Consider the following 26,954-nt stretch of genomic DNA (forward strand, 5'->3'; position numbering starts at 1 on the left):
GCCGCCGCCGGGACGGACGGCGTACGACCCCTGCTGCGCGCCGGAAGCGGGGAAAGGCCTCAGGCGTTGCCGCGCCGACGGCCGGCCAGCACGCCGTACGCCACACCCGCGGCGCCCACGACGATGCCGACGACGCCCAGGACGCGGGCCGTGGTGTCGCTGGTGTCGGCGGGCTCGGCGGCCTGCTCGGAGCTGTCGGCGGAGGCGGCCTCGGTGTCACCGGCCTCGTCACCGGCGTCCGCGCCGGACGAACCGTGCTCGTCGTCGCTCGCGGCGGACAGCGCGAGCACCGGCGCCGGGTAGTCGGGCTCCTCCGCCCCGTCCTGCGCCACCTCGATCCAGCGGACGACCTCCTTGTTGGAGTACGTCTGGAGGGCCTTGAAGACGAGCTCGTCGGTGTCCTCGGGGAGCTGGCCGACGGAGAGCGGGAACTTCTGGAAGAAGCCGGGTTCGATGCCCTTGCCGGAGGCGGTCCACGTGACCTTGGAGACGGCCTCGTCGATCTTCTCGCCGTGCAGTTCGACCGGCTTGTCGAGCTTGGACTTGGTGACCTCGACGTCCCAGCCGGCGACGGCCTGCGGCTGCACCGAGGCGAGCGGGTGGTCGGTCGGGAAGCTCACCTCGAGCTTCGTGGTCGAGGCGTCGTCGCGCTCGTTGGGGACCTTGAAGTTGACGGTCGCGTACCCGCCCTGGGCGGCGGTGCCCTCCGGCTGCACGCTGACGTGCGCGAACGCGGGGGAGGACAGGACGACGACGGCCGAGGCGGCGACGGCACCGGCGGCGGCGATACGGGAAACCTTCATGACAGCTGACACTCCACGATGAGTGATGGTCGGTGGGAAGGCGCGCGCGTGCGAGCGCGGTGACGCAGGAGAAGCCGATCCCGGGCAGACGGCGTCGGACACGGCGACGTCGGGAAGGACGCCGGAGCCGAGGAGCAACGCCGGGAACGACGGCCACGCGCGCGCGTGCCGCACGACGGCGCACGGCACCCCCTCCGTGCGGAGTGGTGTGGCGCGTCAGGCGGCGAGGACGAGGGCGGTGCCGGGGAAGGGCGGGCCGCGCCGGATCACCGTGTGCTGGAGTGCGGTCGTCCGTGGCGTCGGCGGTGCCTCGCGCGTGGTGCGCACGGCACGCGGCGCGGGACCCGTCGTGCCCGTCAGCCCGGAGCGCAGGGCCCGCGCCAGGGCGAGGGCACCCCGCAGGGACCGTACGAGCGCCGCGTCCGCGGAGAGCCGCGCGATCCGCAGCAGCGCCAGGTCCCCATGGCGCAGCACCCACCCGGCGGCGACGGCCGCGAGTATGTGGCCGAGCAGCATGGGCAGGGACGGCAGGACGGACGCCGAGGAGCCCGCGGCCGTCGACATGGCGTCCGCCGGGTGATGCCCGGCGTGCACCGGGTACGGGGAAAGTCCCGCGTCGGTGAGGATGCGCTGGGCCTGGGCCGGGCTGATCGCCGCCGCGGCGGCCCCGCACACCAGGCGTGCGGCGCGTTCGACGAGGGCGGCGTCCATGGAGCCGGTGGTGCCCGCCGCCGTGACCGTGCCGTGCTGACCGAACCCGAAGAGCGTGTGCAGCGCCGTCTGACCGAGCGCCAGCAGCGCCGCGATGCCCGCCAGCGAGCGCTCCCGCCCGGCGAGCGGGGCGGCCACCGCGAAGACGGCGGTGAACCCCGCGGCCAGACTCCACAGCGGGATCGCGGCGCAGGAGGCCAGCGCATGACCTCCCGCGGCCAGCACGACGCAGACCGCGGCGAACACCGCGGCCCGCAGGACCCGGAGCTGCGCTCCGGAGCGCGCCGTGCGCTGGTGGGGGGCAGTCATGGCGTGCTCATCATCGCACTGGCCTTAACCGCCCCATAGGGCAGGTCCACACGGTTACGTACGGGCGGACAAGGGGCGTACGTTCATCTCCTCACCGCACGAGCTGTCCGAGCTGGGGTTCTGAGGGGGGACACAGGCAGTGGCAGGAGCGGAAGGCGCGTGGGGGCCAGCAGCTGTCGGCGCGACAAGGGGGATACCGGGCGAAATCCGGGCAATGCCGCCTGACGGGGTGTCACCGGGAGCGCGCGGTCACCGGTCGGTCGTCTCCTGCGGGGAGTGCGGAGGCGGCGGCCGTTCACGCGGTGGCGCGGCCCCGCATACACCGGTTCACGGGGTCGGCACACCCGCCGTATGGGCGTCATCACGCGATGTACGGGCTTACACAGCCATGGGCAGGGCAATACGTATCGGTATGTCGAGCCGCGGCCGGGAGGCTGGAGCATGAGCATCTGGTGGTCACTCCATCTGCGGCGGGAAGCCGCCAGCGTGCCGCTCGCCCGGAGGCTGCTGATCGGCACGATGGAGACCGCGGGTGTGGACCCGGACGTCTCCTACGACCTCTCCGTCGCCCTCAGCGAAGCCTGCGCCAACGCCGTCGAGCACGGTGGGGACCCGTCCGGCAGCCCGTCCGAGGCGTACCGGGTCACCGCTTACCTCGACGGTGAGAAGTGCCGTATCGAAGTCGCCGACTCCGGCCCCGGTTTCCCCGTCGACCGGGGGCGTCCGCCGATCCGTCCGGCCCGGACCGACGCCGAGCACGGCCGTGGTCTGTGCCTCATCGAGGAGCTCGCCGACCATGTGCACATCGGCAACAAACCGGGCCGGGACGGCGCGGTGGTGAGCTTCGACAAGATCCTCAAGTGGCGCGAGGGCGCTCCGCTCATGGCGGTCTGAGGGCGGCGCGACACGTGCGGCCGGCCGGCGGCCACCCACCCGGAATCGGGCATCTTGCCGAACTTGGTGCATACGCCCCTGGCATGTTCCGGCATCGTTGCCGGCGTTCTCAGGCCGCGCACAGCGTCCCCTCAGCCCGTTGACGGACGCCCTTCCTACCGTCCCGCCCATGACGGGAAACGACGGGAACTCATCGATCACCAGGCGCCGCGCCCTCGCGGTGACCGGCGGGACGGTCGCGGCCGGCGGGCTCGCGGTCGCCGGGTACCAGGCGGCCTTCGCCGGCGAGACGACCACCGCCACCACGGCCGCCGCGACGCCCGCGGCGGCCTCCGGGGCGGCGTCCTCCGCGGGCAGCGGCCAGTGCGTACTGATGTCGAGCGTCACCGAGGGGCCGTACTACCTGGACGGCGCCCTCGTGCGGAAGGACATCACGGAGGGCAAGGACGGCGTCCCGCTGACGCTGCGCATCGTCGTCCAGGACACCACCGAGTCCTGCGCCCCGGCCGCGGGCGCGGCCGTGGAGATCTGGCACTGCGACGCCTGGGGCTACTACTCCGGCTACACCACGGCCAACCCCGGCGGCTCCGCGCCCGCCGAGAGCGAGGACGGCTCGGACGCCGACGACCAGACGTATCTGCGCGGATACCAGATCGCGAACGTCAACGGAGTCGTCAAGTTCGAGACGATCATGCCCGGTTGGTACACGCCACGGACCTGCCACATCCATGTGAAGGTACACACGGGCGGCGAGAAGGAGGACGGCACCTACGAGGGTGGCAAGGTCAACTTCACCGGCCAGCTCTTCTTCGACGACGACGTCGCCGAGCAGATTTTCGAGCTGGAGCCCTACAGCAAGCACACCGGGACCTACACGAAGCTCGACGACGACATGGTGTACGACGGCGGTGGCGCGTCCAGCGGCCTGCTCACCCTGAAGCCGGTCCACAAGGGCGACCCGTCCAAGGGCTACAGGGGATACATCACGCTCGGCATCGACCCGGACGCCGAGAACACCGGTGCGGGCGGCGGTGGCGAGGGCGGCGGAGGGACGCCTCCGGAGGGCGGCACGCCTCCCAAGGGCGGAGCGCCGAGCGGCACGCCGTCGGAACAGTCCTCCTCCGCGGCTTCCTCCTCGTAAGGCACGCGCGCGTGAACAGCCGCAGTGCCGTGGAGCGCGCAGGACACGCGCGCGTGGGCAGCCCTGAGGACGAGGCGCTCGCCCGGGCCGCCGTGGCCGCGCTGACGTGGCAGCTGGAGCTCGCCCCCAAGCCCGGCCTGCCCGACCCGCGCGACCTCCGCGCCCGCGTCACCCGGCAGGACCACCGCGCCCTGCGCTGGTCGGCCGAGGCACTGGTGCCGGGCCTCACGGCGATGGCGGCGGCCGCCCGCCGTACCGGTGCTCCGTCGCCCGGGCTGAGGGCCGAACTGGGCGCCGTCGGCCGGTCCACCGAGCACTCGGTGGACCTGGCCGGCGGCGGCCACCGGGGCGCCCTCTGGGTGCTCGGGTTCCTGGTCGCCGCCGCGGCCCTGGAACCTGGCGTGCGGGGAGCCGGGCTCGCCGCCACCGCGAAACGGATCGCCGCCCACCCCGACCGGCGGGCGCCGCGACGGCCGTCCCGGGGCTCGTCCGTCTCCGCGAAGTACGGGGCTGCCGGGGCCCGCGGTGAGGCACGGGCCGGGTTCCCACATGTGCGCCGGGCCCTGGAGGCGCTGGCCCGGGCCCGCGCGGCGGGGGCGCCCGAGCCGAACGCCCGGCTCGACGCCCTCCTCACCGTGATGTCCACCCTCCAGGACACGGAGCTCCTGTACACGGCCGGCCCGCACGGGCTGCGCCACGTCCAGGCGGGCGCCCGGGCGGTACTGGACGCCGGGGGCACCGCCTCGGACTCCGGCCGGGATGCCCTCACGGCTCTCGATGCCGACCTGCACGCGCGCGCGTGGAGCCCGCGCGGCAGCGGATCGCTCCTCGCGGGAGCGCTGTTCGCGGACGCCCTGCCGGTCGTCGGCCACCTGCCCGTGCCGGTCACCCGGCACCTGCCCGCCACCTAGCGGTGGGCGGCCTTGCTCAGCGCTCCCCGGTCGCCCCGGTCGCCCCGGCCGCCCCGTCCAGCACCTTCCCCAGCACCTCCAGCGTCTCGGGATAGGCCCGCTGGCGGGGCGTGCCGTACCCGATCACCAGCCCCTGCGGACGGCCGTCGTACGACGCCCCCGGTGCGCCCGGTACGTGCCAGTGGTCCCCGAGCCGCCCGACCGCGAGCCCCTCGGCCTCGGCACGCGCCAGCACCCCGTCCTCGTCCGGTACCTCGATCAGCGCGTGGAGGCCCGCCGCGATGCCCCGCACGTCCCGCCCCGGACCCAGCAGGTCCAGCAACTGGTCCCGGCGGCGCCGGTAACGGAGCCGGCAGGCCCGGACGTGCCGGTCGTACGCATGGCTGGTGATCATCTCCGCGAGAGCCAACTGACCCATGGACTCGGTGTGATGGTCGCTGTGCAGCTTGGCGTCCGCGACGGCGTCGACGAGGTGCGGCGGCAGCACCATCCAGCCCAGCCGCAGTGCGGGACCGAGCGTCTTCGAGGCCGTGCCCAGGTAGACGACGTGGTTCGGGGCCATGCCCTGGAGAGCGCCCAGCGGCTGCCGGTCGTAGCGGAACTCCCCGTCGTAGTCGTCCTCGACGATCAGCCCGCCGTGCCTGCGCGCCCAGTCGGTGAGCGCCCGCCGCCGCTCGGGGTGCAGGGGGACACCGGTCGGGTACTGGTGGGCGGGAGTGACCACGACGGCCGCCGGAGCCACCAGGTCCTCGACACAGGCCCCTCGTCCGTCGACCCGTACCGGTACGACCGTCCCGCCGTTGCGCCGCACGACGTCCCGGTGGAACGGCATTCCGGGGTCCTCCATGGCGACCGCTCCGCCGTCCAGCACGCGCGTGAGCAGGGCCAGCCCCTGGACATAGCCCGAGGTGATGACGATGCGTTCCGGCGGGGCGAGCACGCCGCGCGCCCGTCCCAGATAGCCCGACAGCGCCGTCCGCAGCTCGATGCGGCCGCGCGGATCCCCGTAGTCGTACGCCAGTGAGGGCGCCGTCGCGATCGCGCGCCGCATCGAGCGCAGCCAGGCCGCCGCCGGGAACGCGCCCACGTCGGGACTGCCGGGCCGCAGGTCGAAACGGGGTGCACGCGCGCGTGCGTCCCCGACGGCCGGCGACACGGTGTCCGAGGGCAGCGGCGCCACCTCCGTGCCCGATCCCTGACGTGCCGTCAGGTACCCCTCCGCGACCAGCTGGTCGTACGCGGCCTTCGCCGTGCCCCGGGAGATGCCCAGTTCGGTCGCGAGGCGCCGGGTCGCGGGCAGCCGGGTGCCCGGAGCGAGTCGCCCTGCCCGCACGGCATCCCTGAGCGCGTGCTCCAGCCCCGCCCTGCGTCCCGCGGCCGCCTCCGAACCCCGGCGCAGCTCCGCTCCGACACCGGACCAGAAGTCCGTGGTGTGACCGGGTCCCCTGACCACAGAGAATCGCCCCCCTAGGCGCATGAAAAACCCAGGGGGACACGTCCCTCCCCCGGGTACACGAGTGGCCGGGTACCCAGGAGGGCACCCGGCCACCAGTGTCATGTCAGCGCGCGGAACGCACCATAGGGCCTGGAATCAGCACCGTTCCCATGACGGCGTCGGCGTCATCCCTTGGACGTCATCCCTTGAGGGACGCCATCCACGCCTCGACCTCGTCGGAGCGCCGGGGCAGGTCCGCCGAGAGGTTCCGGTTGCCGTCCTCGGTCACCAGGATGTCGTCCTCGATGCGGACGCCGATCCCGCGGTACTCCTCGGGCACGCTCAGGTCGTCGGCCTGGAAGTACAGGCCCGGCTCGACGGTGAGCACCATGCCGGGCTCCAGCGTGCCCTCCACGTACGTCTCGGTCCGTGCGGCGGCGCAGTCGTGGACGTCCATGCCGAGCATGTGCCCGGTGCCGTGCAGCGTCCAGCGGCGCTGGAGGCCCAGCTCCAGGACCCGCTCGACCGGGCCCTCGACCAGGCCCCACTCGACGAGCTTCTCGGTCAGCACGCGCTGTGCGGCGTCGTGGAAGTCGCGGTACTTGGCGCCCGGCTTCACCGCCGCGATACCGGCCTCCTGGGCCTCGTACACGGCGTCGTAGACCTTCTTCTGGACGTCGCTGTAGGTGCCGCTGACGGGCAGCGTGCGCGTGACGTCGGCCGTGTAGTACGTGTGCGTCTCCACGCCGGCGTCCAGCAGCAGCAGGTCGCCGGAGCGGACCGGGCCGTCGTTGCGGACCCAGTGCAGCGTGCAGGCGTGCGGGCCGGCGGCGGCGATGGTGCCGTAGCCCACGTCGTTGCCCTCCACACGCGCGCGGAGGAAGAACGTGCCCTCGATGTACCGCTCCGACGTGGCCTCGGCCTTGTCGAGGACCTTCACCACGTCCTCGAAGCCGCGCACGGTCGAGTCGACGGCCTTCTGCAGCTCACCGATCTCGAAATCGTCCTTGACCAGCCGCGCCTCGGAGAGGAAGACCCGCAGCTCCTCGTCGCGCTCGGCGGTCACCTTGTCGTGCAGCGCCGTCTCGATCCCGGCGTCGTACCCGCGGACGACGCGGACCGGGCCGGTGGCCTCCCTGAGCTGCTCGGGCAGCTCGCGCACGTCCGAGGCGGGGATGCCGTACAGCTTCTCGGCCTCGGTGAGGGAGTGGCGGCGGCCGACCCACAGCTCGCCCTGGCCGGACAGCCAGAACTCGCCGTTCTCGCGGTCCGAGCGCGGCAGCAGGTAGATCGTCGCCTGGTGCCCGTCGGCCGTCGGCTCCAGCACCAGGACGCCGTCCTCGGTCTGGTTGCCGGTGAGGTACGCGTACTCGACGGAGGCGCGGAAGGGGTACTCGGTGTCGTTTGAGCGGGTCTTCAGGTTGCCCGCGGGGACGACGAGGCGCTCACCCGGGAACCGGGCGGACAGCGCGGCGCGGCGGGCGGCCGTCTCGGCGGCCTGGGCGATCGGCTCCAGGTCACGCAGCTCGGTGTCGGCCCAGCCGGACTTCATGTTCTCGGCCAGCTCGTCGGACACGCCCGGGTACAGGCCGTTCTTGCGCTGCTTGATCGGCTCTTCCGGCTCGTTCTCCGGGGTCTCCGGGAGCTCGTCCGCCACGGTCATCCTCCTTGTTACGGCACTGGACCTCCTCCATCGTACGGTCGTGTGTACGGGAGCCAGATGGGGGAAAGCCCCTGACACCGGCGGCTGCGGTCGCCTGCGACGAGCTCATGCCGAAAGGGCGGCGGGCCCGCTCGGAACGCGCCCCATCGGCTCACTCGAAACGTGCCGCCAGCAGCACGATGTCCTCGTTGCCGCGGTCCTTGCCCGGCCCGCCCCGCCCGTCCTCCGGCAGCACGGCGCGCAGCACGTGGTCGGCGACCGCGCCCGGGTCGGCGCGCACCGCCCGCGGCGCGCTCGCGGCGGCCGCGTGGAGCCGGGTGAAGGCACGGTCGACGGGGTCGCCGGTGCGGCGCAGCAGTCCGTCGGTGTAGAGGAGCACGGTCTCGCCCGGTTCCACGGTCAGTTCGACGCTCGGTGCCTCCCAGCAGGCGAGCATGCCCAGCGGGGCCGACAGGGACGTCTCCACGAACTCCGTGCGCCGTTCGCCGATCACCAGGGGCGGGCTGTGCCCGGCGCCGGCCATCGTGATCTTGCGCAGGGCTGGCTCGCAGTACGCGAAGAGGGCGGTGGCGCAGCGGGCGGGCTCGGTGAGCCTCAGCAGCAGTTCCAGATCGGACAGGACGGCGACGGGGTCCTCGCCCTCCATCACGGCGTACGCCCGCAGCGACGCCCGCAGGCGGCCCATGGCGGCGACGGCGCTCGGCCCGGACCCGGTGACGGAGCCGACGGCCAGGCCGAGCGCGGCGTCGGGCAGCGGCAGGGCGTCGTACCAGTCGCCGCCGCCGCGCGGCCCGGTGCGGTGCCGGGCGGCGAGCTGGACGCCGGCGATCCTGGGCAGCCGGGAGGGGAGCAGCTCCTCGGAGATCGTCGTCATGCACGCGCGCGTGCGCTCGATCTCCACGACCCGGGCCAGGTGCTCGCCCGCGTAACGGGCATAGAGACCGATCAGGTGCCGCTGCCGCGCGACCGGTTCCGCGGGCTCGTCGTACAGCCAGACGGCCGCGCCGAGCCGGCCCGCCGCCTCCGTGGCGAGCGGCAGCGTGTAGCTCGCGGCGTAACCGAGGCGGGCGGCCACCTCGCGGTGGCGGGGGTCGAGCCCGTCCTCGGCGAACAGATCCGGCTGGGCGATCTCGGCCTCGCCGCCCGGCAGACCGTCGAGGATCCGGCCGTACGACATGGCGGCCCGGGGGACGGTCTCGATGTGGCCGAGATCGGACCGCCCGAGCCCGAGGCCGAGGGTCGTGTCCGGACCGAGTCCGTCGCCGGGTTCGAGGACGACGAGACCGCGCCGGGCGCCCACCAGGGCGGCTCCGGCCCGCAGCACCTCGTGCAGCGCGTCGGTGAGTGCGGCCGTGCGGGCGAGGCGTTCGGTCAGTTCGTGCAGGGTCGTGAGGTCGGACACCCAGCCCGCCAGCCGGTCCTGGAGCACGGCTCCGGGGGCGATGCGGGGAGGGGCCACCGGGGTGTCCGTGGCGGCGCATGTCGGCGCGGCAGTGTGTGCGGGGGACGGAACGGTTGAATCGATTCCGGCCACTTTCGGAAGGTGCGGGGCGTTCATCGCGTCCGGCTTTCGGACGGGTGCATTCTACTCAATAGCATCGCAAACCCCCATGTCATTTTGCGCCGCTAGCGATGTCTCCACATGTACACGGACTTGTGAGGGGATGTCCAGCATTGTCCTGCTGGGAATGCTGGTGTCCATGGGCTTGGTGAGACTCTTGCTTATTCGTGAAGTTGGCTGAAAACTGTCCGAGGGAACGGCGTATTGCGGTCGACTGGGCTTGTTCGACGGAGCGTCACAGCGGTTGTGATGGGTACGTACTCGGTGAAGGCCAGGGTGGTGGGGATCGCCCGGAACCTGGTGCCCGAACCGGGCGTCTTAGCCACCGACGACCGTGCCCCATCCTCCCGTGGCGGAGGCGACGAGCAATAGCGGGACGGCAAAACGCCAGGCGTCGCCACCCCCACGCCATGCCCACGCTTTTGATAGACGCAGTATGGGCGCGGACGCAGCCGACGCTCCGCCCATAGGGGTCCCCCTTGTCCAAGACAGGGGTGTGATGCGCCAGCGGGTACGCACAGTGAAGTGATCGACTCATGCAGTGATGTGGACCACAGTGTTGCCAGGCGTGCAACGGAAAGGAACGAGCGCTCATGCGCGAGATCCTCGGAAGGCGACGCAGGCTCCTGTCCAGGCGGCGAAACGGCGGGAAGCCTGAGACGGTGCGGCAGGCCCTGACATTCGCGGCCGAATGGCAGTGGCCCGTACTCCCGGGCGTGGCGCCGGACCCGCAGAGCCGGTCCCGTTGCGCGTGCCCGGACGCGGAGTGCCCGGTGCCCGGAGCCCATCCCTTCGACCCCGGTCTGCTCGCGGCCACCACCGACGAGCGCATGGTGCGCTGGTGGTGGACCAACCGTCCCGCGGCGCCCATCGTCCTGGCGACCGGGGGCAGGGCGCCCTGCGCGGTGAGCCTGCCGGCCCTCGCGGCCGCCCGTGCGCTCGCCACCCTGGAGAAGAAGGGCATGCGCCTCGGCCCGGTCGTCGCCACGCCCGCGCGCTGGTCGATCCTCGTGGCGCCGTACTCCATGGAGCAGCTGGGCGACCTGCTGTACGCCAAGGACTTCGTGCCGGGCTCGCTGCGTTTTCACGGCGAGGGCGGCTATCTGGCGCTGCCCCCCTCCGTCACCGGTCTCGGTGAAGTCCGCTGGGAGCGGGCGCCACTGCCCGGCTCGGCGGCGCCGTGGGTGCCCGACGTGGAGGCGGTCGTCGACGCGGTGGTGGACGCCCTCACTCGTACGGGTGTGAGCGCACCCGAGATGTAGGGATGTCCGGCGCGCGGGGACCGGGCGTCCGTTGTGGGTCGTTATCTTCCGCTCATGCACCTTCACTCTGGGCGACATCGGGCCTCGTGGCCGCCGCACGGCGGGCCGGACTCCCGACGGCGCCGCTTGGCGGCGCTGACCGCCGTCGTGGTGGCCGTCGCCGCCCTCCCCCTGGCCGTGGCGTCCGCGGGACCCGTCGGCGACACGGGACACACGGCCGATCAGATGTCCGGACCCACCGGCGGGAAGGCCGGGTCCGACGAGGGCACGACGCGAGGTGACGGCGCGCGGGACGCCGCCACGCGCGACGCCGACGCGCGGGACGGCGAGGCGCGGGACGGCGAGGCGCACGGCGACGGCGTACGCGAGGCCGGCGCGCCCGGCGGTGAGGGCGGCGCCGGTGGGCCGGCTCCCGCGGCGGCAGACGGTGGCGGACCGGGCACCGAGGACGCGTCGGCCGGTCCGGGGGCTCCCGGGCTGTTCGGTCTGGAGGACCTGGAGAGTCTGGAGCTCACCACCACCGCCCGGTGCGGTTCCGAACTGTCCTCCCCCGACGGCATCGAGGCGCAGACCTGTGTGCTGCGGCAGGACGGGGAGACCTGGGCGCGCGCCTACTACCGCAATGCCACGGGCAAGCAGCTCAGCTCCGTGCTCAGCCTCATGAGCCCCGACGGGCGCACGGTGCGCATGCACTGCGCCGTGGGAGCGCAGGACGAGCCCGGGGTGTGCGAGACGCCCAGGCAGCGCACGGACGGCGAGCTGGAGGCGTACACGGCGGTCGCCGAGTTCGCCGCCGTACCCGGGAGCGGGCCCGAGAGCGGAACGGGGAAGACGGGCGCCGACCCGGGACCGCTGCTTCTGCGCGCCGGGAGCAACTCCCCCTCATCAGACGCCGGTTGACGTCCGGAGCGCTCCCGTACAGCGGGCCGCGTTCCGGATCCGCACATGGAAAGACCCGGTTGCTGGCGACGGGGGATGCACCAGCAACCGGGCTACTCGAACGGTAACAAGAGATCGGCGGTTCGCAAATTCGATCTCGGCTATTCGGACAGCGATTTCCCTGCACGGACGACGAGTTGTGACAGGAGTCACCCGTTCCGCGGGCGCTCCGTGTGCTGACCCGTCGGTCAGCACACGGAGCGCCCGCCCTGTGTGTCAGCTGAGCGTGACCTGCCGGTTGGTCAGCCCACCGCGCGCCCGGCGCTCGTCCGCGGTGAGCGGCGCGTCCGAGGCCAGCGCGGTGGTGAGGCGCTCCGCGAACTCGGCGGCCGGCTTCTCGACGTCCTCCGCGCCGACACCGCTCGGCAGGTCCCAGACCGGCACCGTGAGGCCGTGCGCGCGGAACGAACCCACCAGGCGCGTACCCTCGCCGAGGTTCGACTGCCCGGCCGCGTGCAGCCGCGCCAGGGCGTCCAGAAGCTTCTCCTCGGCGTGCGGCATGACCCAGCGCAGATGGTTCTTCTCCGGTGTCTCGCACCAGTAGGCGGCGTCGACACCCTTGAGCTTCACGGTCGGGATGGCCGCGGCGTTGGCGCGTTCCAGGGACGCGGTGACGTCCGGCGCCGCGTTCTCCGCGTCCGGCACCCAGAATTCGAAGCCCGAGTGCACAACTGGCTCGAACGCGCCTTCGGGGTCGAGCAGATCCTGCAGTCGCGGACCGTCCACCGGGGCGCGGCGGCCCTGCACCGGAGTGCCGGGCTTCGCGGTGAGCGCGCGCTGGAGCGTGTCGGCGAGGTCGCGGCTGAGGTCGCCGGACGCCGTGTCGTTCTGCAGACCGATCAGCACCGAGCCGTCCTCGCGGCGCAGCGCGGGCCACGCCATGGGCAGCACCGTGGCGAGCGTGACCGAGGGGACGCCCTCGGGCAGCGGGTCCCGCAGCTTCAGCTCCACGGTCGCGGCGGGCACCAGCTCGCGCAGCGCGACCCAGTCGCCCTCGCCCGGCAGGTCCTCGAAGGGACGCTGCACCAGTTCGGTCGCCGCCTGCGCGGCGGCCCGGCCGTGGCATGCCTTGTACCGGCGGCCGCTGCCGCAGGGGCAGGGTTCGCGCGCGCCGACGACCGGAATCTGCCCATCGGCGCCTGCGGCACCGGCCCCGTTCGTGGGCTGAGGCTTCCTGGCCTTCGTCTGGGGTCGCTTCTTGGCCATCGTGGGGTCTCCCGGTTACGGCTCGTCTCGTACGGGCGCGAGCCTAGCCGCTCGTACGACGACCGACGGGACCCTGTGGACAACGCACCGAGTCGTCCCGGAACAGGTGGTTCGCGCGGGGCCGTACCGACCGCGGGCACGCGGGGCGCCGAATGCTTTTCGGCCGGGAAGCCGTGTCCTTAACGGATGTCGCGTCCGCGGATCGGACCTGAGAGGCTCTTCGAGGCGCTAATTCAGGTCCTCGAACGCGTCTGCGAAATCCAGGTCGGGCAGCGCGGGCACCGACGGGGCCATCACGCGGGAGGTGAAGTCGTCGCGGCCACGCGTGCGGTAGGCGTCGTCATGGACGACCACCCACACCGTGACCTCGCCACAGACGTCGTTCCGGACGCCCCAGTCCTCGGCCAGCGTCGTGATGATGTTCAGCCCACGGCCGCCGCGCGCGGTGACCGAGGGCGTGGACGGAACCGGGCTCGTCGGACCACCCCCGTCCGTCACCTCGACGGTGAGACGCCCCGATCTGTCCACACGCCATGCGGCGCGTACGTCCCCGTCGCCCGCCAGCGCGTTGCCCAGTGGCCTGCCGTGTTTGCAGGCGTTGCTGAGTAGTTCGGAAAGGATCAATACGGCATCGTCGATGACCGTTTCAGCCACACCGCCAGTGCGCAATTGATCACGCATCCGGTGTCTCGCCTTACCCACGCCCGCAGGGCCATGGGGTACGGCCATGCTCGACGACGTGGGCACCTCCTGTGCCACCACCAACGCCACCCCCGAGACCTCCTTCGCCCCACGCCACGGTGTGAATGCCCCATTGGACTGGACTGGAAACCGGCCAGTCGCCGACCGCTGACGCACTCGTAACGATCAAATACGGGCTGAACGCGCCGGTGCACTCCCCGTAATGACGTGGCCCGGTGTGCGAGCCGTTGTGTTGTTTCACGGGCGCTTTGCCGGGCTTCTCAGTGGCTTTTCGGTGGCTTCTCGGTACCTCTCAGTGCTTCTCGGTGGCTTTCCGGGAAGTCGCGGTTCGGCCGTACGGCGAGCGAATGATGTGACCGGCTCACCGGTCACATACCGGTGAGCCGGTGATCGACGGGCGACCGGTGAGCGACCGGCGGGTGATCAATCGGCGGCCGGAAGCCGTCGTGGCTCAGCGGCTCAGCGGCCCAGCTGGCGCAGCACCGCGCGCGGGCGGTTGGTGATGATGGCGTCGATCCCCAGGTCGACACAGAGGCCGACGTCCTGTGGCTCGTTCACGGTCCACACGTGCACCTGGTGACCGGCTTGTTTCAGGCGCTGGATGTACGCGGGATGGTTGCGCACGATCCGGATCGAGGGGCCCGCGATCCGGACACCCGCAGGCAGCCGTCCGTCGCGCAGCCGGGGGGAGACGAACTGCGACAGGTGGACCGTGGGCAGCGTCGGCGACGCGGCCCGGACGCGGTGCAGCGAACGCGCCGAGAAGCTCATGATCCGTACCCGGGACCGGTCGGGCGACTCCGGGGAGTCCAGGCCGAACCGCTTCAGCAGGACCAGCAGCCGCTCCTCCACCTGGCCCGCCCAGCGCGTCGGATGCTTGGTCTCGATGGCGAGCTCCACCGGGCGGCCCGCGTCGCCGACCAGTTCGAGAAGGCGTTCCAGGGTGAGGACGGAGGTGTCCTGCCGGTCCTCGGGCCGGTGCTCCCAGTCGGGCGCCTCCTCTCGGTTCTTCCAGGAGCCGAAGTCGAGGGCGGCCAGTTCGGCGAGCTCCAGCGCGGAGACCGCGCCGCGGCCGTTGGAGGTGCGATTGACGCGGCGGTCGTGCACACAGACGAGATGGCCGTCCGCGGTCAGCCGCACATCGCACTCGAGGGCGTCCGCACCGTCCTCGATCGCCTTCTTGTAAGCGGCCAGGGTGTGTTCGGGCGCCTCCTCGGAGGCACCGCGGTGGGCGACGACCTGGATCGGGTGCTGTCGTGCGTGGGTCACCGCGTCATGGTGCCATCGGGAAGGGCTGCGCAGCGGGGCGAGAGTCCGGAGAGATATCAGATTTGTCGGACAGGTCAGACATAAAGAGTGACCCTGTACCCACAGCCACTGCTTATGGTGCTCTGACGGTGCATGGGAAAAGCTGACGGCATACAAAAGCACAAGACGTACGCATGCACAGAGCCCAGCTTCATGGCGCGGACCGTCGAAGCATGATTGAGCATGACCGGATGCGACTGAGAACAACCGCCGTGGATCGAGGAGAAGAGCTGTGAGCACCGAGAACGAGGGCACCGCGGTACCTCCCGCCCCGTCCGCACCCCCTGTGCCGGTGGAATCTCCCTCTGCCTCCGAGCCTGCTCAGGCACACGGGACCGACGCCCCCGCTCCGGCCGCGGCCGAGCAGGGCACCCCGGCGGGTCCGTACCCGACGATGCCGCTGAACCCCCCGCCGGCTCCCCAGCAGGACGCCGTCCCCGCCGTGGCACCGGCGTACGCGTCCGCCGCGGACCAGGGCGGGACCGGCCACGGCCATGACCGGCAGGCGGCGGGCGACCGGAGTGCCCAGCTCGGTCAGGCGACGGACAGCGGGCAGACCGCCCGGAGCGGTCAGGGTTACGCGCCCTCTCCGGAGGCCTCCACCGCTCCGCCGCCGGCATCGCCGTCCGGGGAATTCGGCTCGTCCGCCCACGCCGGCTGGCCGCCTCCGCCGCCCGCCACCCCGTCGTACGCGGACGGCGGCGGTTCCGGGGCGGGGGCGGGCTGGGGAGCCGCCGCTCAGCAGTCCACCCCGAAGCCCCGCGGCAAGCGCGGCGGCCTGCTCGCCGCGATCCTCGTGGCCGCCCTCGTCGCGGGCGGGGTCGGCGGCGGCATCGGCTACACGCTGGCCGACCGCAACGACGGCGCCGGCGGTTCCACCACGGTCTCCGCCTCCCAGAGCGGCGGCGACCTCAAGCGCGCCTCCGGCACGGTCGCCGCCGTGGCCGGCAAGGCGCTGCCCAGCACGGTCACCATCGAGGCCGAGAGCAGCAGCGGCGAGGGCGGCACCGGCACCGGCTTCGTCTTCGACAAGCAGGGCCACATCGTCACCAACAACCACGTGGTGGCGGGCGCCGTCGACGGCGGCCAGCTCAGCGCCACCTTCCCCGACGGCAAGAAGTACGAGGCCGAGGTCGTCGGCAACGCGCAGGGCTACGACGTGGCGGTCATCAAGCTGAAGAACGCCCCGTCGGATCTGAAGCCCCTGACCCTCGGCGACTCCGACAAGGTGGCCGTCGGCGACTCGACGATCGCGATCGGCGCCCCCTTCGGCCTGTCGAACACGGTGACCACGGGCATCATCAGCGCGAAGAACCGCCCGGTGGCCTCCAGCGACGGCAGCTCCAGCAGCAAGGCGTCGTACATGAGCGCCCTGCAGACGGACGCCTCGATCAACCCCGGCAACTCCGGCGGCCCGCTCCTGGACGCGCAGGGCAATGTGATCGGCATCAACTCCGCGATCCAGTCCGCGAGCAACGGCCTCGGCGGCACCGGCCAGGCGGGCTCGATCGGCCTGGGCTTCGCCATCCCGATCAACCAGGCGAAGAACGTCGCCCAGCAGCTGATCAGGACGGGCGAGCCGGTCTACCCGGTGATCGGAGCCTCTGTCTCCCTCGAGGAGGGAACGGGCGGTGCGAAGATCACCGACCAGGGCGAGGGCGGTGCAGAATCGATCACTCCGGGCGGCCCCGCGGACAAGGCGGGCCTGCAGTCGGGCGACGTCATCACCAAGCTCGACGACACCCCGATCGACAGTGGTCCCACCCTCATCGGCCAGATCTGGACCCACGAGCCCGGCGACAAGGTGACCCTCACCTACACCCGCGACGGCAAGACGAGCACGGCCGAGGTCACCCTGGGCCAGCGCGAGGGCGACAGCTAACGGTTAGTCTTGTCCCGCGCGCCCCGCAATCGCGGGGTGTGCGGGGTGGGTTGCCCGAGCGGCCTAAGGGAACGGTCTTGAAAACCGTCGTGGCGCGAGTCACCGTGGGTTCGAATCCCACACCCACCGCCGCAGCTCAGCATGAGAGCAGGTCAGAAGGGGTGTCCCCCGTTAAGGGACACCCCTTCTGCGTTCAACCTGTCTCACCCTGACCCGCGTTGTCCCACCGTCGACCAGCGTGTGTGGCCAAGCTGTGGCCAGACGGTGGGCGCCATAACGGCTGGTCAGCCGCCGTCTGCGAGGGCGGCGTCAATCATCTGGTTGGACACCGACTGTCGTCCGCGGAGGCGCTGCAGAACCCGTCACGCCAACCGTGGAAGCGGGGCCCGTGCAATTCGGCTTTGGGTGCTGGAGGAAAGATCGCTCACAAGCGATGACTTTGCTCCGGAGCAGGAGTCTTCCTCATGATCGCCCGTGCCGGACGCCCACCTGGTCCGGCACGGGGAGATAGAGGCCACGATCTGTAACAGGAGACCTGCCCGTATGACTGATCCGAAGCTGACAGCTGACCGTAGCCGTGGAGCCGCGGTCTGGCCCTTGATCCGCACTGAGCGAGCGGCGCTGGCGGCCGATGTTGGAGATCTGACGGCCGAGCAGTGGGCGACGCCGTCGTTGTGCTCCGGTTTGACGGTACGTGAGGTGCTGGCGCATCTCACCGCGGGTGCGAGCCTGAACACCGTGCGCTGGCTGGCGGGAGTGATCCGCTGCCGGTTCGACTTCGACAAGCAGGTGGCCATGCGGCTGGCCGAGCAGCTGGGCACTACTCCGGCTGAGACCCTTGAGCTGTTCCGGCATATCGTCCCGAGCGAGACCAAGCCTCCCTTGCCTGCCATCGCCATGCTGGGCGAGACGATCGTGCACGGAGAAGACATCCGGCGCCCCCTGGGCCTCCGTCGTGACTATCCGATCGAGGTCGTCACGCTGGTGGCCGAGTATTACCGGGGCTCGGATCTCGTGGTTGTTGCCAAGGGACGTATCGGTGGACTAAAGCTCGTCGCGGATGACGGTCCGTTCACGACCGGTTCCGGACCGCGTGTGTCCGGCCCCACCTTGGCATTGGTGATGGCCATGACCGGACGCGAGATGTACTGCGACGACCTCGACGGCGACGGTGTGGAACTGCTGCGCAGCCGCTGCGGGCCGGCGTGATCTGTTGTCGTGGGCGTCCTGACCGGCTCCCCGGCCCAGTGGCTGTGGCGATGCCGGGGCGACCTGCCGTGGATGGTCCCCCTTCTGGGTTTAGCCTCTCTCACTCTGCCCCGCGTTGGCCCACCGTCGATCAGCGTCTGTGGCCAGACGGTGGGCGCCATAACGGCTGGTCAGCCGCCGTCTGCGAGGGCGGCATCGATCATTTGGTTGGACACCGACTGGTGCCCGCGGAGGATCTTCGCGTAGAAGCGCCACAGGACGGCCGGACTGTGCCCGGCCCGCCGTGCCACCTCTACCGGGTCGACCCCGGCTTTGATCCAGAGGGAGACGCCGGCGTGCCGCAGTGAGTAGGGCACCTCGGCGAGTGGCGTCTCCGCCTCCTCTGGGGTGAGCGCCGCTTCCCGGGCCTTCTGCCACAGCTCGGCGTACTCGGTGGATCGGACACGGCCACCACGAGCGGCCCTGAAGAGTCGTCCGTCCTCTGCCGTGCCGAACTCCTCGAGGTGCGCCCGCAGCATCGAGACGAGCACGGGAGGAATGGGTACGGGGCGGGTCGCCTTGCGGGCTCGCCGCTTCAACCCGCGCTCCTCGAAGGAACGGCCGTCGTCGGTCCACCCGGAGCCGACCTCGGGGCGGCTCTGCGTGAGTACCAACTCCCCCCAGCCCTGCGCCGGTAGCTTGCAATTCCGGCGTGCCAGGGAGGCCACCTCGGACGGCCGCATGGCGGCGTAGTACAGGCAGCCGAAGAAGGCGTGAAGGTGGCGACCGCGGGCGCTGGCGTCGCGCACGGCGTTCAGCAGCGCGCGAGCCTGCTGCGGACCGGGCACGTACTGGAAGTCGACTTCGTCCGTGGTGTCGGGCGCGGCCCAGTCGACGCGTCCGAGGGGGTTGGCCGGCAGTACGTCGCGCTCGACGGCGTATCGCAGAGCGTTGCTGAGGACCATGCGCTTGCGCCGCACGGTGTTGGTAGCGGCCGGCTTGCCGTCGAGCCGTCGTGACAGCGCGGTCAGGGCCCGGCGCAGGTTGTCCGACTCGGCTACGTCAATCATCTTGAGCGAGACGCCCGCGACCCAATCGAGGGCGCGGCGCACCTCACCGGGGACTTCGCCCCCGGCGTCCTTCAGCGCCTTGTGCTCGCCGTCGTCTGTGCGCGTCACTCGGAACGCCCACGCTCCCAGCGCGCCTCGCAGCACGCTCGGCTCCGGTCCACCACGAGACGTGGACACCAATGCAATGGTCAGAGCCGTCAGGGCTTCGGCGATGCTCGCCCGATGCTTGGCCGATGCGTGTGGCCACTTCATCAGCGCGTACGCGCACGCGTGCTCGTACCACGTGGGCGATGTCGACTCGCGGAGCTCCGAGGCGGGTAGTCCCGTGGCCACGTCGAACGCCTCGCCGGCACGGGCCGCGGTGAGCAGCTTCGCCCGGCGTGCGTCCGCGAGCGTCTTGGTGGCGAACGGCTGTTGATGGACCTTGCCCGCAACCGTCCACCGCACCTGGAAGGGAGCCGCCTTACTGTCGCGGCGCCTGATTCCCCAGATACGGACGTTGTAGCTCTTCACTGATCACCTCATGGGAGAGGGGCCGCCGACAGCGGCCCCTCTTGGTGTTGGACGGACGGGACGAGTCAGGCGGCGGCGCGCTCCCCGCAGCGCTCCCACCACTGGTCCAGGTCAGCGCGGCTGACGCGGAGCTGGCCGTTGGGGAGCTTCTGGAGGCGGGGAGCCTGGCCGCGAGCGCGCATGCGGTAGAAGGCGGCGCGGCTCATCTGGATCTCGGTGAGGACTTCGGACAGCTTCAGCATCTGGGGGCGGGCCACGGTGCCACTCCTTGCTTCGGTCTCTCTTCTGAGGGATCCGCCACGTCCGCCACGCCGCCACATCCCAGGTCAGGGCCTTGATCGTGTGGCGGATAGCGGTTATGTGGCGGATAGGTGCCGCCACACCCGGACGGTGTGGCGGCACTGCGGAGGCCGGTGCGGCTATCCGGCGACGGTGAGTCGTGTGGCGGTTGCCGCAGTCGTGTGGCGGATGGGTGTGGCGGTATCCGCCACGGATTCACCCCCGCTGACCTGCGGTGTGGCGGATGTGGCGGACGTGGCGGATTCTCCGGGGGGTGGAGGGCAGTACCGGGTCCAGGCGTCCGTAAGGTCTTCCGCGTAGTAGCCCTTGGGGAAGCCCGAGGGGGTACGGATGCCGCGCGGCTTGATCGGCTTGTTGGCCGGGGTGACGTACTGGCCGAGCAGCCGGGCGAGGCTGCGGGAGCTGATCGGCTTGTCGTCCAGGTCGCCCCAGGGGGCGTCATCCATGCGCAGCAGGCACTCGATGATGGCGGCGGTGGGCATCCGATCGGCGCCGCAGAACACCGTGTCCCGCAGGTCGGTCAGCAGCCGGACACCGAGCGAGGCTTCGTCGTTGTCGTGGGCGGCGCTGATCAGGTCCACGCAGGCGGCGCGAGCGCGGGAGGGCCAGTCCCCGCCGACTGCGTCCGCGACGGCGAGGAGCGGTTCCCACACGTCCGCCGGCCGGTCGGTGACGCCCTCGGGCATCTCCGGCCAGGCGCCCGCGACCTGGTCGCGAACGGTGTCGGCCCACTGGGCGAGCCGGTCCCGCAGGGCGTGGCCCTGCTTCTCGTGGATGCGCTGCCGGTAGGGCTCCACCTTCTCGTTCGGGGCGCGCTTGCGCATCCGGATGATCACCGAGCGGGTCAGCACGGTGTCTGGCAGAGAGCCGAGCCCGGCCATGGCGACGGCGCAGTACGAGCCGAACACCTGCGCGTTCTGGTTGGAGCCCTCTCCGACGCAGCGCAGGGCACCGCCGATGCGCCGGTACCCGGCGTTCAGGAAGCCGCGCAGCGCCTCATCGACCCCGGCCTTGGGGCCGAAGATGGTGTCCACCTCGTCGAACAGGACGGTGGGCAGTCCCTCGGCGGAGTCGACCAGCCGGTACAGGGCGTTCGCGGAGGCGGACACCGTGGCGACCGGGCGGGGCGTGAGCGTCTCGACGATCTCCAACGCGCGGGACTTGCCCGAGCCCGGCTCCGGGGACAGGAACGCGATCCGGGGCGTGGTCTCGAAGCAGTCGATCAGGTGGGCGTGCGCATCCCAGAGGGCGACGGCGACGTACGCGGCCTCGGTGGGGAAGACGTTGAAGCGGCGGTGGAAGGCTTCCACCTCATCGAGCAGCGCGGCCCCGTCAAGAGACGTTGGGGTCATGCGGCGGCCCTCCCTTCCTGAGTGGCGCTGAGCGGGCAGGTGTCCCGGTGGGCGGTGTGGTCGGTGATCAGGGCGAGCACCTTGCGGCGGCCGACGGCGCTGCGGTCCCGGCCACAGAGGCACCTCGAGGTGGCGGTGGGCACGGCACCGCTGGGCGCGCTGATGTGTAGCCACGCCACGGGGTACCGGCCGTCACCGCACGGGTCAGTGCGAGGGACAGAAGGGACGCCCTCGCGGGCGGCGCCTGTCGGCTCGCCCACGGTCGCTCGTGCCGCAGCCCGTTCGGCGGCGTGCGGCTGGGCAGAGGTCGTGGGGAGGCTCTTAGTAGGCGGGGGAGTGGTCATGCTGCCCGCCCGCCGGCCGTCGGGTTGTGGGCGATGGACCAGTCCAGGCCGCGTGTGATCACGTCGTCGTAGTAGCGCTGAGACTGGGTGGCGTTGCCCGCTGCCGCCCTACTAAGAGCCTCCTCGACCTCCCCGCGGTCGAGGTCGCCGGACGCGATCAGCCGCCCCAGGGCGCGTGCGGCTCGCAGCAGGGTGGCGTTGCGGGTGCCGTCAGCGGCGGTGGCCACGTTGTCCACCTCGCCCCGCAGCGCTGCTCCGGCATATCCGCTGCGGCACTTCATGGAAGTCGCCATGGCTCGGCGCGGGCGTTTCGGCCGACCGTTGAGCATGTGGCAGAGCCAGTCGGGCAGCGGGACCGGCTTGTGGTCGTCCAGGACGGTGTAAGTGCCGTCTCGCGTGATGCTGCCGGGGGCGACGACGTAGCCGCCCCAGCCGCGGGTGTCGACCTTCTCGGCCAGCCGTCCGGCGGTGGAGTGCAGCCGGAGACCGGGTGGCTGGGCGAAGTACAGGTGCTCACCGCCGCGCGCGGTCCGCACCCGGCGGGTGGCGGGGACGGGCTGTCCGGCGCGCTCGCAGAGCGCAGAGAAGTTGGCGACGCCGTCAGGCGTTCCTTTCGGCTCTTCGGGCTTGGGTGTGTCCAGGTCGATGACGAGCAGCCCGGACGGGCCGGTGGCGATGCCGACGTTGTACGGCCGCAATGCCCATGCGGCGGCGAGCAGCTCGGTGTCAGTGGTGGCGCGCTGCTCGGGCGTCCGGTGGCCGTCGGCGCAGCGGTCGGTACCGGGGCAGTACTTCTCGGCGTGCCCGGCGGGCCGCTTGTCGCCGGGGCGCAGGGGGATGACGTGCCAGCCGCGCTCTGCGGCGTCCAGCGCTGCGAGCAGCAGCGCGGATCGGGCGTCATGGGTCATGCTGGATGTCTCCAGTTCGATTGAGCGTGCTGGATGGTCAGGGCGGCCCCGGTTTCATTGGCGTGAGGTTGGGGGCCGCCCTTGGCGTTGCTAGCGGTGGTGGTTGATCGTTCCGTTGGCGCGGCCGAAGAGGCCGTTGGCGGTGATGTTCTGGGTGATCTGCGCGGGGGCGGTCGGGCGGCGTGCGGCCCGCAGGACGAGCGGGATGGCGATGACGCCGGCGGCGATGAGGGCGACGGCGGACCACAGGGCGTGGCTCATGGCGATCAGTCCCGGGGCGGCGTAGTAGAGGCCGACGGAGGCAGCCGCGATGCCACCCCCGACGGTTGGGGCGAGCAGGGCGGTGGTCTTGGCCCACGCCGGAATCGGCTGCGCGGCCGGAGTAGGCGGCGGGGCCGGTGCGGCGGGGGGCTGGGTGTAGGCGAGGGTGCGGATGCCGCCGGGCAGGGTGACCACCTGGACGCCGGGCGGGATCTCCTCGGGCAGCATCCGCGGCCGGTCCCAGCCGGACAGATGGGCGAGCCGATCGCCGCCCGGCCGGTCGGCGGTGGTGATCTCGTACGGGGTGTCGGGAGGCACAACGGAGTCCCTTCGATCACAGGCCATAGTGACGGTGGGTGACTGATCTAGTGGGGCGTACTGGGTAGTGGGTAGTGGGGTGTCTAGTGGGGGATGCCTGTTCGCAGCCCGTGTGCGCCCCAGTAGCGGCCTCTAGTGGGTAGTGAGGCGTTCCTCACTACCCACTACTCAGTAACGCTGCGTAGGCGCGTTCAGGCGTGGTCGGGGTGGACGTAGACCGAGTGCGGGCCGTTATCCCGGTAGACCAGCTCGCCCCGGTCGACCGCGGCCTGCAGGGTGGCGCGGACGGTCTTGCGGTCCTTGCCAACCAAATCGGCGACCGCGGACGGCTTCATGCCCTCCGCCCCGGTCGCCTTGATCGCCTCCAACGCCGTGGGTAGCCACGCCGGACCCGGCTCCCGCTTTTCGCCGCGCAGCGCGGACAGGTTCAGCCCCTCGGCCGCGGCCGGCGGCGCGTCGGCCGCGGGAGTGCGCGGCTCGGGGGCGGTGCCGAACTGGGCATCGATCTGCTCGCGGAAGCGGCGCAGCATCTCGTCTTCCGGCGAGCCCTGCTCTGCCGCCCGCTCGCCGCGTAGCGCGGACAGGTTCAGCCCGGCCCCGGACGCGGCGGCATCCGCGGTGCCGTCGCCGGGGACGCGGTCGCGCATCCAGGCGGTGCGGTCGGCATCCCAGCGGCGGGCGTAGGCGGGCCCGGCGGCCTTGGCGGAGATGTCGTCCAGCCGGGGGTGGCGGTCGGAGGTGGCGGCGATGATCTCCCGGATCTGGTTGGGCAGGATGCGCCACGCCTTGAACAGCGCGGCCGGGGATTCCGGGGTGCCCATGAACCCGGCGCCCTTGTACGGGGCCTGATCGACGCGCAGCCCGCGGGAGCCGGGGAACATCTTGGACAGGTCCATGCCCTCCGTCTCCCCGCCGGTCAGGGCGACGCGGACCTTGGCCTCCCGGCGGATCATCAGGTTGCTCAGCACGCTGCCGGTGGCGCCCAGGGCGGTGAGGACGGTGCGGATGCCCATGGCCCGGGCGATCCGGATCACTTCCAGAATCTTGTCCCCCAGCTTGCGGACCTGCCGGTCCGGGCTGGCCAGAATCTCCGCCCCCTCATCGATGACCAGCATGATCTGCGGAATCTTCGCGCTGATCGGCAGCAGGTCCGTGTTCGCCTTGGCCAGTACGTCCTGGTAGCCCATCTTGCGCTGCTTGGCCACCTTCACGGCGGTGTCCAGCATGGTCATGGCCTCGTCGAAGGTTCCGGCGAGCCAGTCGATGCCGGGCCGGACGGGTTGGCCGTCCTCGCGCTTGATCTCGCCGTTCAGTGCCGGAAGGACCCAGGGCAACCCGGCGGACCCGGCGTTGAGGTCGATGACCCAGGTCAGCATGTCCTCGGCGCGGGCGAACCCGGCCAGGATCGAGTGGACCAGGTTCGTCTTACCGGAGCCGGTGGGGCCGACGATGAGTGCGCACTGTTCCCGCAGATAGGCCCGGATCTCCTCGGCGTTGGTGCGGTAGCCCCAGGGGATGCCGGTGTGCAGGGACAGCGGCCCGTAGTCGGTGGGGTAGGTGCGCTCCTCGGCCAGCACGTTGGCGGTGGTCACGTCGATGATGACGCGGCCTTGGTCGATGCCGGGGGAGGCGGTGGCGGTGCAGCCGTGCGGCAGCCGAGCGTCCGCGGACAGCCGCGCCGACTCGGCCGCGATCTTGTTCCAGGTGGCGCCGCCCGGCGGCAGCTCCGCATCGAGCGAGTAGCCCGCCCCGGTCTCCCACTTCTCCACCCCGACCACGCGGATGGTGATGCTGCAGACCCGCTGGATGCGGTCCACCCACTCCGCGGCAATGGCCCGCCGCTCCGCGGACAGCTCCCGCGCGATCTGCCGCTCCTCCGCGGCAATGGCCTCCTCCTCCCGCGCCTCCTCATACAGCGCGACGGAGCGGGCAGCGGCGCCCATGCCGACGCCGATAGCGGCCAGCGAGCCGAGCGCGGCCCAGGTCAGCGGGCCATGGGTGATGGCCCAGGTGGTCCATCCGGCGCCAACCAGCCAGGAGGCGGCGCGGGTGGCGAGGGTGCGGCCGGCGTTGCGCACCCGCAGCCCGGCCACGGTGTGCCCGAGGGCCCCGGCGGCGCCGACGGCGAGCGCCCAGCCTGCGGGCATGGCGGTGGCGGCGCCGGTGGTGGCGACGGCGAAGGCTCCGGTGGTGGCGGACAGGGCGCCGGTCACGGGTCCGTGACCGGCCGCCCAGTCCAGCACCGGGCCACTGGGCTGCTGCTTCGTGGCGGTGCTGCTCATCTCAGACGTTCCAGCCCTTCTCGGCCTCAGTGCCGTTGCGGGGGTCCTCGTGCCGGGCGATGTCCTGCTCGTGGGCCTGCCGGAACAGCGGGCCCATGTCCTCGGCGACCGCGACCGCGCTCATCAGCGCGCCGAAGATGTCGTTGAAGCCGTCCGCGACCTCCTTCTCCAGCGGGAACTCGCTGTCGGAGCGCTCGGCGAGGATCTTCATCACGTTGGCCACGCTGGTCAGCGCGGCCGGGAGCCCTTCGACCATGGCGAGGATCTCCATGGCGTTCTCGGGGTCGTACTGGCTGGCGGCCTGCTCCATCTCGGCGGCGGCCTCTTCGAACCGGAAACCGGACACGTGCTCTCCTCCACTCACCTCGGATGTTGTGTTGCTGGGAACCTTCGTCGCGGGCCGTTCCACGCCGTCCGCGATACCTTCCGTGCCGTCTTCGGCGGCCTCCGCATCGGCGGCGGCCTCGTCCGCGCGCTGCTTCGCCCGGATCGCCGCATCCCGCTCGGCGCGCTGCTCGGCCGCCGTGCGGACCAGCCGCCAGAACAGGCGGCGGCCGGGATACATCAGCCACGAGATATCGAACTTGCGTCCGAACCAGGTGGTCAGGCAGCCGAGCAGGCCCAGCGGCAGAGCGAGCACCACGGCCAGCAGGCGGCGCCCCTGGTAGTGGGCCGCGGACCTGCGCAGGGCCTGTCGCGCCGCTCGGCGGGCCGGGGCCTTACGTACCTGCGCCCGCTGCGAGTCGACCGTGGCGCGGGCCTTGTTGTCGCGGGCGGCGCGGTTCTTGCCGATCGCCTTGTCCCGCGCGGTCCGGGCCTTGCGTACGGCGCTTCCGAGCATCCGGCCCGTCAGTCCGGACCGATTCCCGGTGTGGTGTGTGGCGCGGTGTCCGGCGCGGCTAGTGGCGGCGGTGCTGTTCGGGGTCTTGGCGGTGCGGCGGGCGTCGGCGACCGCGCGGCGGGCGGCGGTGGTTTGCGCCCGCTGTCCGGCCCGCGACCCGGCCGCGGCCTGCTGCGCGGCCCGCAGCGCCTTGACCTGCCCGACCCGGCCCGGGGCCTTACCACCGACACCCTTGGCGGGTGTGTGCTTGGACGTGCCGTGACCGGTGTTCTTGCCGCCGGTCTTCCCGGCCGTGCCGGTGCTGGCGTGGCGGGCGGTGGTGGAGCCGGTACCGCGGCGCTGCTGGCCCGGCATGCCGCCCGGCCGTCCCCCGGACCCTGCGCGGGAGGCGAGCGACCGGCCACCGGCCCGGTTGGCGTGGGAGGCGGATGATCGGCCGCCGGTCCGGTTTCCTCCCGCCCCGGTGCTGCGCTGGGCTGTGGTGCGGACGGCACTCCGGCCGGCGGCGCGGGCCGCCTCCCGGCGGGCCTCGCGGCGCGGGTTGGGGGTGCGGGTGGCGGCGACCGTGCCCAGGACCACGGCCCCGGTCGCGGCGACCATGGCGCCGATGGGGCCGCCAACGAGGGAGGCGGCGGCGACCATGCCCACGGTCGTGTTCGCCCCGGATAGGGCGAGCGGGACGATGGGCCAGCCACCCGGGGTGTGGTCCACCTCGGCCGCGGGCGAGGTCTTTACGGCCGGTGCGGGCGGCGGCGGGGGCGGTACGGGAGGGGCAGCCGCGACGGCTACCGGCTCGGTGCTGAGTTCCGTCATGCTGAGTGCACTCCTCTTCGGGGAGTAGGGCCCGGCC

At 71.9% G+C, this 26,954-nt stretch carries 22 protein-coding genes and 1 tRNA gene; 8 read left to right on the forward strand and 15 right to left on the reverse strand.

Features of this window, described 5'->3' with window-relative positions; genetic code table 11:
- Positions 1 to 59: 59 nt before the first annotated feature.
- Positions 60 to 803, reverse strand: coding sequence for a YcnI family copper-binding membrane protein (locus IE242_RS24535; protein ID WP_189862810.1), 744 nt, complete (start codon positions 801 to 803; stop codon positions 60 to 62).
- Between the two features lie 216 nt (positions 804 to 1,019).
- Positions 1,020 to 1,823: a hypothetical protein gene (locus IE242_RS24540; protein WP_189862812.1), complete on the reverse strand. Its 804-nt coding sequence runs from the start codon at positions 1,821 to 1,823 to the stop codon at positions 1,020 to 1,022.
- Between the two features lie 441 nt (positions 1,824 to 2,264).
- Here IE242_RS24540 and IE242_RS24545 point away from each other — a divergent pair, with 441 nt between their 5' ends.
- From IE242_RS24545 to IE242_RS24555, 3 genes are all read left to right on the forward strand, one after another.
- Entirely contained in the window at positions 2,265 to 2,717 is a 453-nt protein-coding gene (locus tag IE242_RS24545; protein ID WP_189862815.1) for an ATP-binding protein, read from the forward strand.
- A 169-nt stretch (positions 2,718 to 2,886) separates the two neighbouring features.
- Complete coding sequence (locus IE242_RS24550; protein WP_189862816.1) at positions 2,887 to 3,858, forward strand: intradiol ring-cleavage dioxygenase; 972 nt, start codon at positions 2,887 to 2,889, stop codon at positions 3,856 to 3,858.
- Positions 3,859 to 3,911: 53 nt separating this feature from the next.
- The gene (locus tag IE242_RS24555; protein ID WP_189863066.1) at positions 3,912 to 4,769 is read left to right on the forward strand and encodes a triphosphoribosyl-dephospho-CoA synthase; all 858 of its coding nucleotides are present in this window, start codon (positions 3,912 to 3,914) and stop codon (positions 4,767 to 4,769) included.
- 16 nt (positions 4,770 to 4,785) lie between these two features.
- Here the strand turns inward: IE242_RS24555 and pdxR are convergent, their stop codons facing one another.
- The 3 genes from pdxR to IE242_RS24570 all read right to left on the reverse strand — a co-directional run bounded on the left by pdxR (position 4,786) and on the right by IE242_RS24570 (position 9,425).
- Positions 4,786 to 6,246 carry a MocR-like pyridoxine biosynthesis transcription factor PdxR gene (gene pdxR / locus IE242_RS24560; RefSeq protein ID WP_189862818.1) on the reverse strand — a complete coding sequence of 487 codons (1,461 nt, stop codon included), beginning with the start codon at positions 6,244 to 6,246 and terminating at the stop codon, positions 4,786 to 4,788.
- 157 nt (positions 6,247 to 6,403) lie between these two features.
- Positions 6,404 to 7,867 (reverse strand): aminopeptidase P family protein, encoded by a 1,464-nt coding sequence (locus tag IE242_RS24565; RefSeq protein WP_189862820.1) that lies wholly within the window; start codon positions 7,865 to 7,867, stop codon positions 6,404 to 6,406.
- 151 nt (positions 7,868 to 8,018) lie between these two features.
- Entirely contained in the window at positions 8,019 to 9,425 is a 1,407-nt protein-coding gene (locus IE242_RS24570; RefSeq protein ID WP_189862822.1) for a PP2C family protein-serine/threonine phosphatase, read from the reverse strand.
- A 596-nt stretch (positions 9,426 to 10,021) separates the two neighbouring features.
- Between IE242_RS24570 and IE242_RS24575 the strand changes: the two genes are divergently transcribed.
- Together IE242_RS24575 and IE242_RS24580 are read left to right on the forward strand one after the other, a co-directional pair.
- The gene (locus IE242_RS24575; protein ID WP_189862824.1) at positions 10,022 to 10,690 is read left to right on the forward strand and encodes a bifunctional DNA primase/polymerase; all 669 of its coding nucleotides are present in this window, start codon (positions 10,022 to 10,024) and stop codon (positions 10,688 to 10,690) included.
- Between the two features lie 126 nt (positions 10,691 to 10,816).
- The gene (locus tag IE242_RS24580) at positions 10,817 to 11,590 is read left to right on the forward strand and encodes a hypothetical protein (protein ID WP_189862826.1); all 774 of its coding nucleotides are present in this window, start codon (positions 10,817 to 10,819) and stop codon (positions 11,588 to 11,590) included.
- A gap of 255 nt (positions 11,591 to 11,845) precedes the next feature.
- Here IE242_RS24580 and IE242_RS24585 read toward each other — a convergent pair whose 3' ends face one another.
- The 3 genes from IE242_RS24585 to IE242_RS24595 form a co-directional block, all read right to left on the reverse strand.
- Positions 11,846 to 12,835 carry a DUF5926 family protein gene (locus IE242_RS24585; protein WP_189862828.1) on the reverse strand — a complete coding sequence of 330 codons (990 nt, stop codon included), beginning with the start codon at positions 12,833 to 12,835 and terminating at the stop codon, positions 11,846 to 11,848.
- Positions 12,836 to 13,063: 228 nt separating this feature from the next.
- On the reverse strand, positions 13,064 to 13,693 hold the full coding sequence (locus IE242_RS24590; protein WP_189862830.1) for an ATP-binding protein: 630 nt from the start codon (positions 13,691 to 13,693) through the stop codon (positions 13,064 to 13,066).
- Positions 13,694 to 13,996: 303 nt separating this feature from the next.
- The gene (locus IE242_RS24595) at positions 13,997 to 14,806 is read right to left on the reverse strand and encodes a glycerophosphodiester phosphodiesterase (protein ID WP_189862832.1); all 810 of its coding nucleotides are present in this window, start codon (positions 14,804 to 14,806) and stop codon (positions 13,997 to 13,999) included.
- Between the two features lie 271 nt (positions 14,807 to 15,077).
- Here IE242_RS24595 and IE242_RS24600 point away from each other — a divergent pair, with 271 nt between their 5' ends.
- The 3 genes from IE242_RS24600 to IE242_RS24610 all read left to right on the forward strand — a co-directional run bounded on the left by IE242_RS24600 (position 15,078) and on the right by IE242_RS24610 (position 17,936).
- Positions 15,078 to 16,727, forward strand: coding sequence for a S1C family serine protease (locus tag IE242_RS24600; RefSeq protein WP_189862834.1), 1,650 nt, complete (start codon positions 15,078 to 15,080; stop codon positions 16,725 to 16,727).
- 44 nt (positions 16,728 to 16,771) lie between these two features.
- Positions 16,772 to 16,856, forward strand: a tRNA-Ser gene (locus tag IE242_RS24605).
- A 414-nt stretch (positions 16,857 to 17,270) separates the two neighbouring features.
- A complete protein-coding gene (locus IE242_RS24610; protein ID WP_189862835.1) occupies positions 17,271 to 17,936 on the forward strand; it encodes a maleylpyruvate isomerase family mycothiol-dependent enzyme in 666 nt (221 codons plus the stop codon).
- A 170-nt stretch (positions 17,937 to 18,106) separates the two neighbouring features.
- Here the strand turns inward: IE242_RS24610 and IE242_RS24615 are convergent, their stop codons facing one another.
- The 7 genes from IE242_RS24615 to IE242_RS24645 form a co-directional block, all read right to left on the reverse strand.
- Complete coding sequence (locus tag IE242_RS24615) at positions 18,107 to 19,498, reverse strand: tyrosine-type recombinase/integrase (RefSeq protein ID WP_189862837.1); 1,392 nt, start codon at positions 19,496 to 19,498, stop codon at positions 18,107 to 18,109.
- A 65-nt stretch (positions 19,499 to 19,563) separates the two neighbouring features.
- The gene (locus tag IE242_RS24620) at positions 19,564 to 19,755 is read right to left on the reverse strand and encodes a helix-turn-helix transcriptional regulator (RefSeq protein WP_189862839.1); all 192 of its coding nucleotides are present in this window, start codon (positions 19,753 to 19,755) and stop codon (positions 19,564 to 19,566) included.
- A gap of 162 nt (positions 19,756 to 19,917) precedes the next feature.
- Complete coding sequence (locus IE242_RS24625) at positions 19,918 to 21,150, reverse strand: DUF3631 domain-containing protein (protein ID WP_189862842.1); 1,233 nt, start codon at positions 21,148 to 21,150, stop codon at positions 19,918 to 19,920.
- Between the two features lie 340 nt (positions 21,151 to 21,490).
- The gene (locus IE242_RS24630) at positions 21,491 to 22,402 is read right to left on the reverse strand and encodes a bifunctional DNA primase/polymerase (RefSeq protein ID WP_189862844.1); all 912 of its coding nucleotides are present in this window, start codon (positions 22,400 to 22,402) and stop codon (positions 21,491 to 21,493) included.
- Between the two features lie 90 nt (positions 22,403 to 22,492).
- The gene (locus tag IE242_RS24635; protein ID WP_189862846.1) at positions 22,493 to 22,981 is read right to left on the reverse strand and encodes a hypothetical protein; all 489 of its coding nucleotides are present in this window, start codon (positions 22,979 to 22,981) and stop codon (positions 22,493 to 22,495) included.
- A 191-nt stretch (positions 22,982 to 23,172) separates the two neighbouring features.
- The gene (locus IE242_RS24640) at positions 23,173 to 25,263 is read right to left on the reverse strand and encodes a hypothetical protein (RefSeq protein ID WP_189862848.1); all 2,091 of its coding nucleotides are present in this window, start codon (positions 25,261 to 25,263) and stop codon (positions 23,173 to 23,175) included.
- 1 nt (position 25,264) lies between these two features.
- Entirely contained in the window at positions 25,265 to 26,917 is a 1,653-nt protein-coding gene (locus IE242_RS24645) for a hypothetical protein (RefSeq protein WP_189862850.1), read from the reverse strand.
- Between the last annotated feature and the right edge of the window lie 37 nt (positions 26,918 to 26,954).

The sequence above is a fragment of the Streptomyces poonensis genome (genome assembly GCF_014650915.1).
Classification (GTDB): domain Bacteria; phylum Actinomycetota; class Actinomycetes; order Streptomycetales; family Streptomycetaceae; genus Streptomyces; species Streptomyces poonensis.

Excerpts from the sequence above, each read along its gene's own strand:
- IE242_RS24535 (WP_189862810.1), bottom strand. The coding sequence starts at position 803 with ATGAAGGTTTCCCGTATCGCCGCCGCCGGTGCCGTCGCCGCCTCGGCC.
- IE242_RS24540 (WP_189862812.1), bottom strand. The coding sequence starts at position 1,823 with ATGACTGCCCCCCACCAGCGCACGGCGCGCTCCGGAGCGCAGCTCCGG.
- IE242_RS24545 (WP_189862815.1), top strand. The coding sequence starts at position 2,265 with ATGAGCATCTGGTGGTCACTCCATCTGCGGCGGGAAGCCGCCAGCGTG.
- IE242_RS24550 (WP_189862816.1), top strand. The coding sequence starts at position 2,887 with ATGACGGGAAACGACGGGAACTCATCGATCACCAGGCGCCGCGCCCTC.
- pdxR (WP_189862818.1), bottom strand. The coding sequence starts at position 6,246 with ATGCGCCTAGGGGGGCGATTCTCTGTGGTCAGGGGACCCGGTCACACC.
- IE242_RS24565 (WP_189862820.1), bottom strand. The coding sequence starts at position 7,867 with ATGACCGTGGCGGACGAGCTCCCGGAGACCCCGGAGAACGAGCCGGAA.
- IE242_RS24570 (WP_189862822.1), bottom strand. The coding sequence starts at position 9,425 with ATGAACGCCCCGCACCTTCCGAAAGTGGCCGGAATCGATTCAACCGTT.
- IE242_RS24575 (WP_189862824.1), top strand. The coding sequence starts at position 10,022 with ATGCGCGAGATCCTCGGAAGGCGACGCAGGCTCCTGTCCAGGCGGCGA.
- IE242_RS24585 (WP_189862828.1), bottom strand. The coding sequence starts at position 12,835 with ATGGCCAAGAAGCGACCCCAGACGAAGGCCAGGAAGCCTCAGCCCACG.
- IE242_RS24610 (WP_189862835.1), top strand. The coding sequence starts at position 17,271 with ATGACTGATCCGAAGCTGACAGCTGACCGTAGCCGTGGAGCCGCGGTC.
- IE242_RS24625 (WP_189862842.1), bottom strand. The coding sequence starts at position 21,150 with ATGACCCCAACGTCTCTTGACGGGGCCGCGCTGCTCGATGAGGTGGAA.
- IE242_RS24630 (WP_189862844.1), bottom strand. The coding sequence starts at position 22,402 with ATGACCCATGACGCCCGATCCGCGCTGCTGCTCGCAGCGCTGGACGCC.
- IE242_RS24640 (WP_189862848.1), bottom strand. The coding sequence starts at position 25,263 with ATGAGCAGCACCGCCACGAAGCAGCAGCCCAGTGGCCCGGTGCTGGAC.
- IE242_RS24645 (WP_189862850.1), bottom strand. The coding sequence starts at position 26,917 with ATGACGGAACTCAGCACCGAGCCGGTAGCCGTCGCGGCTGCCCCTCCC.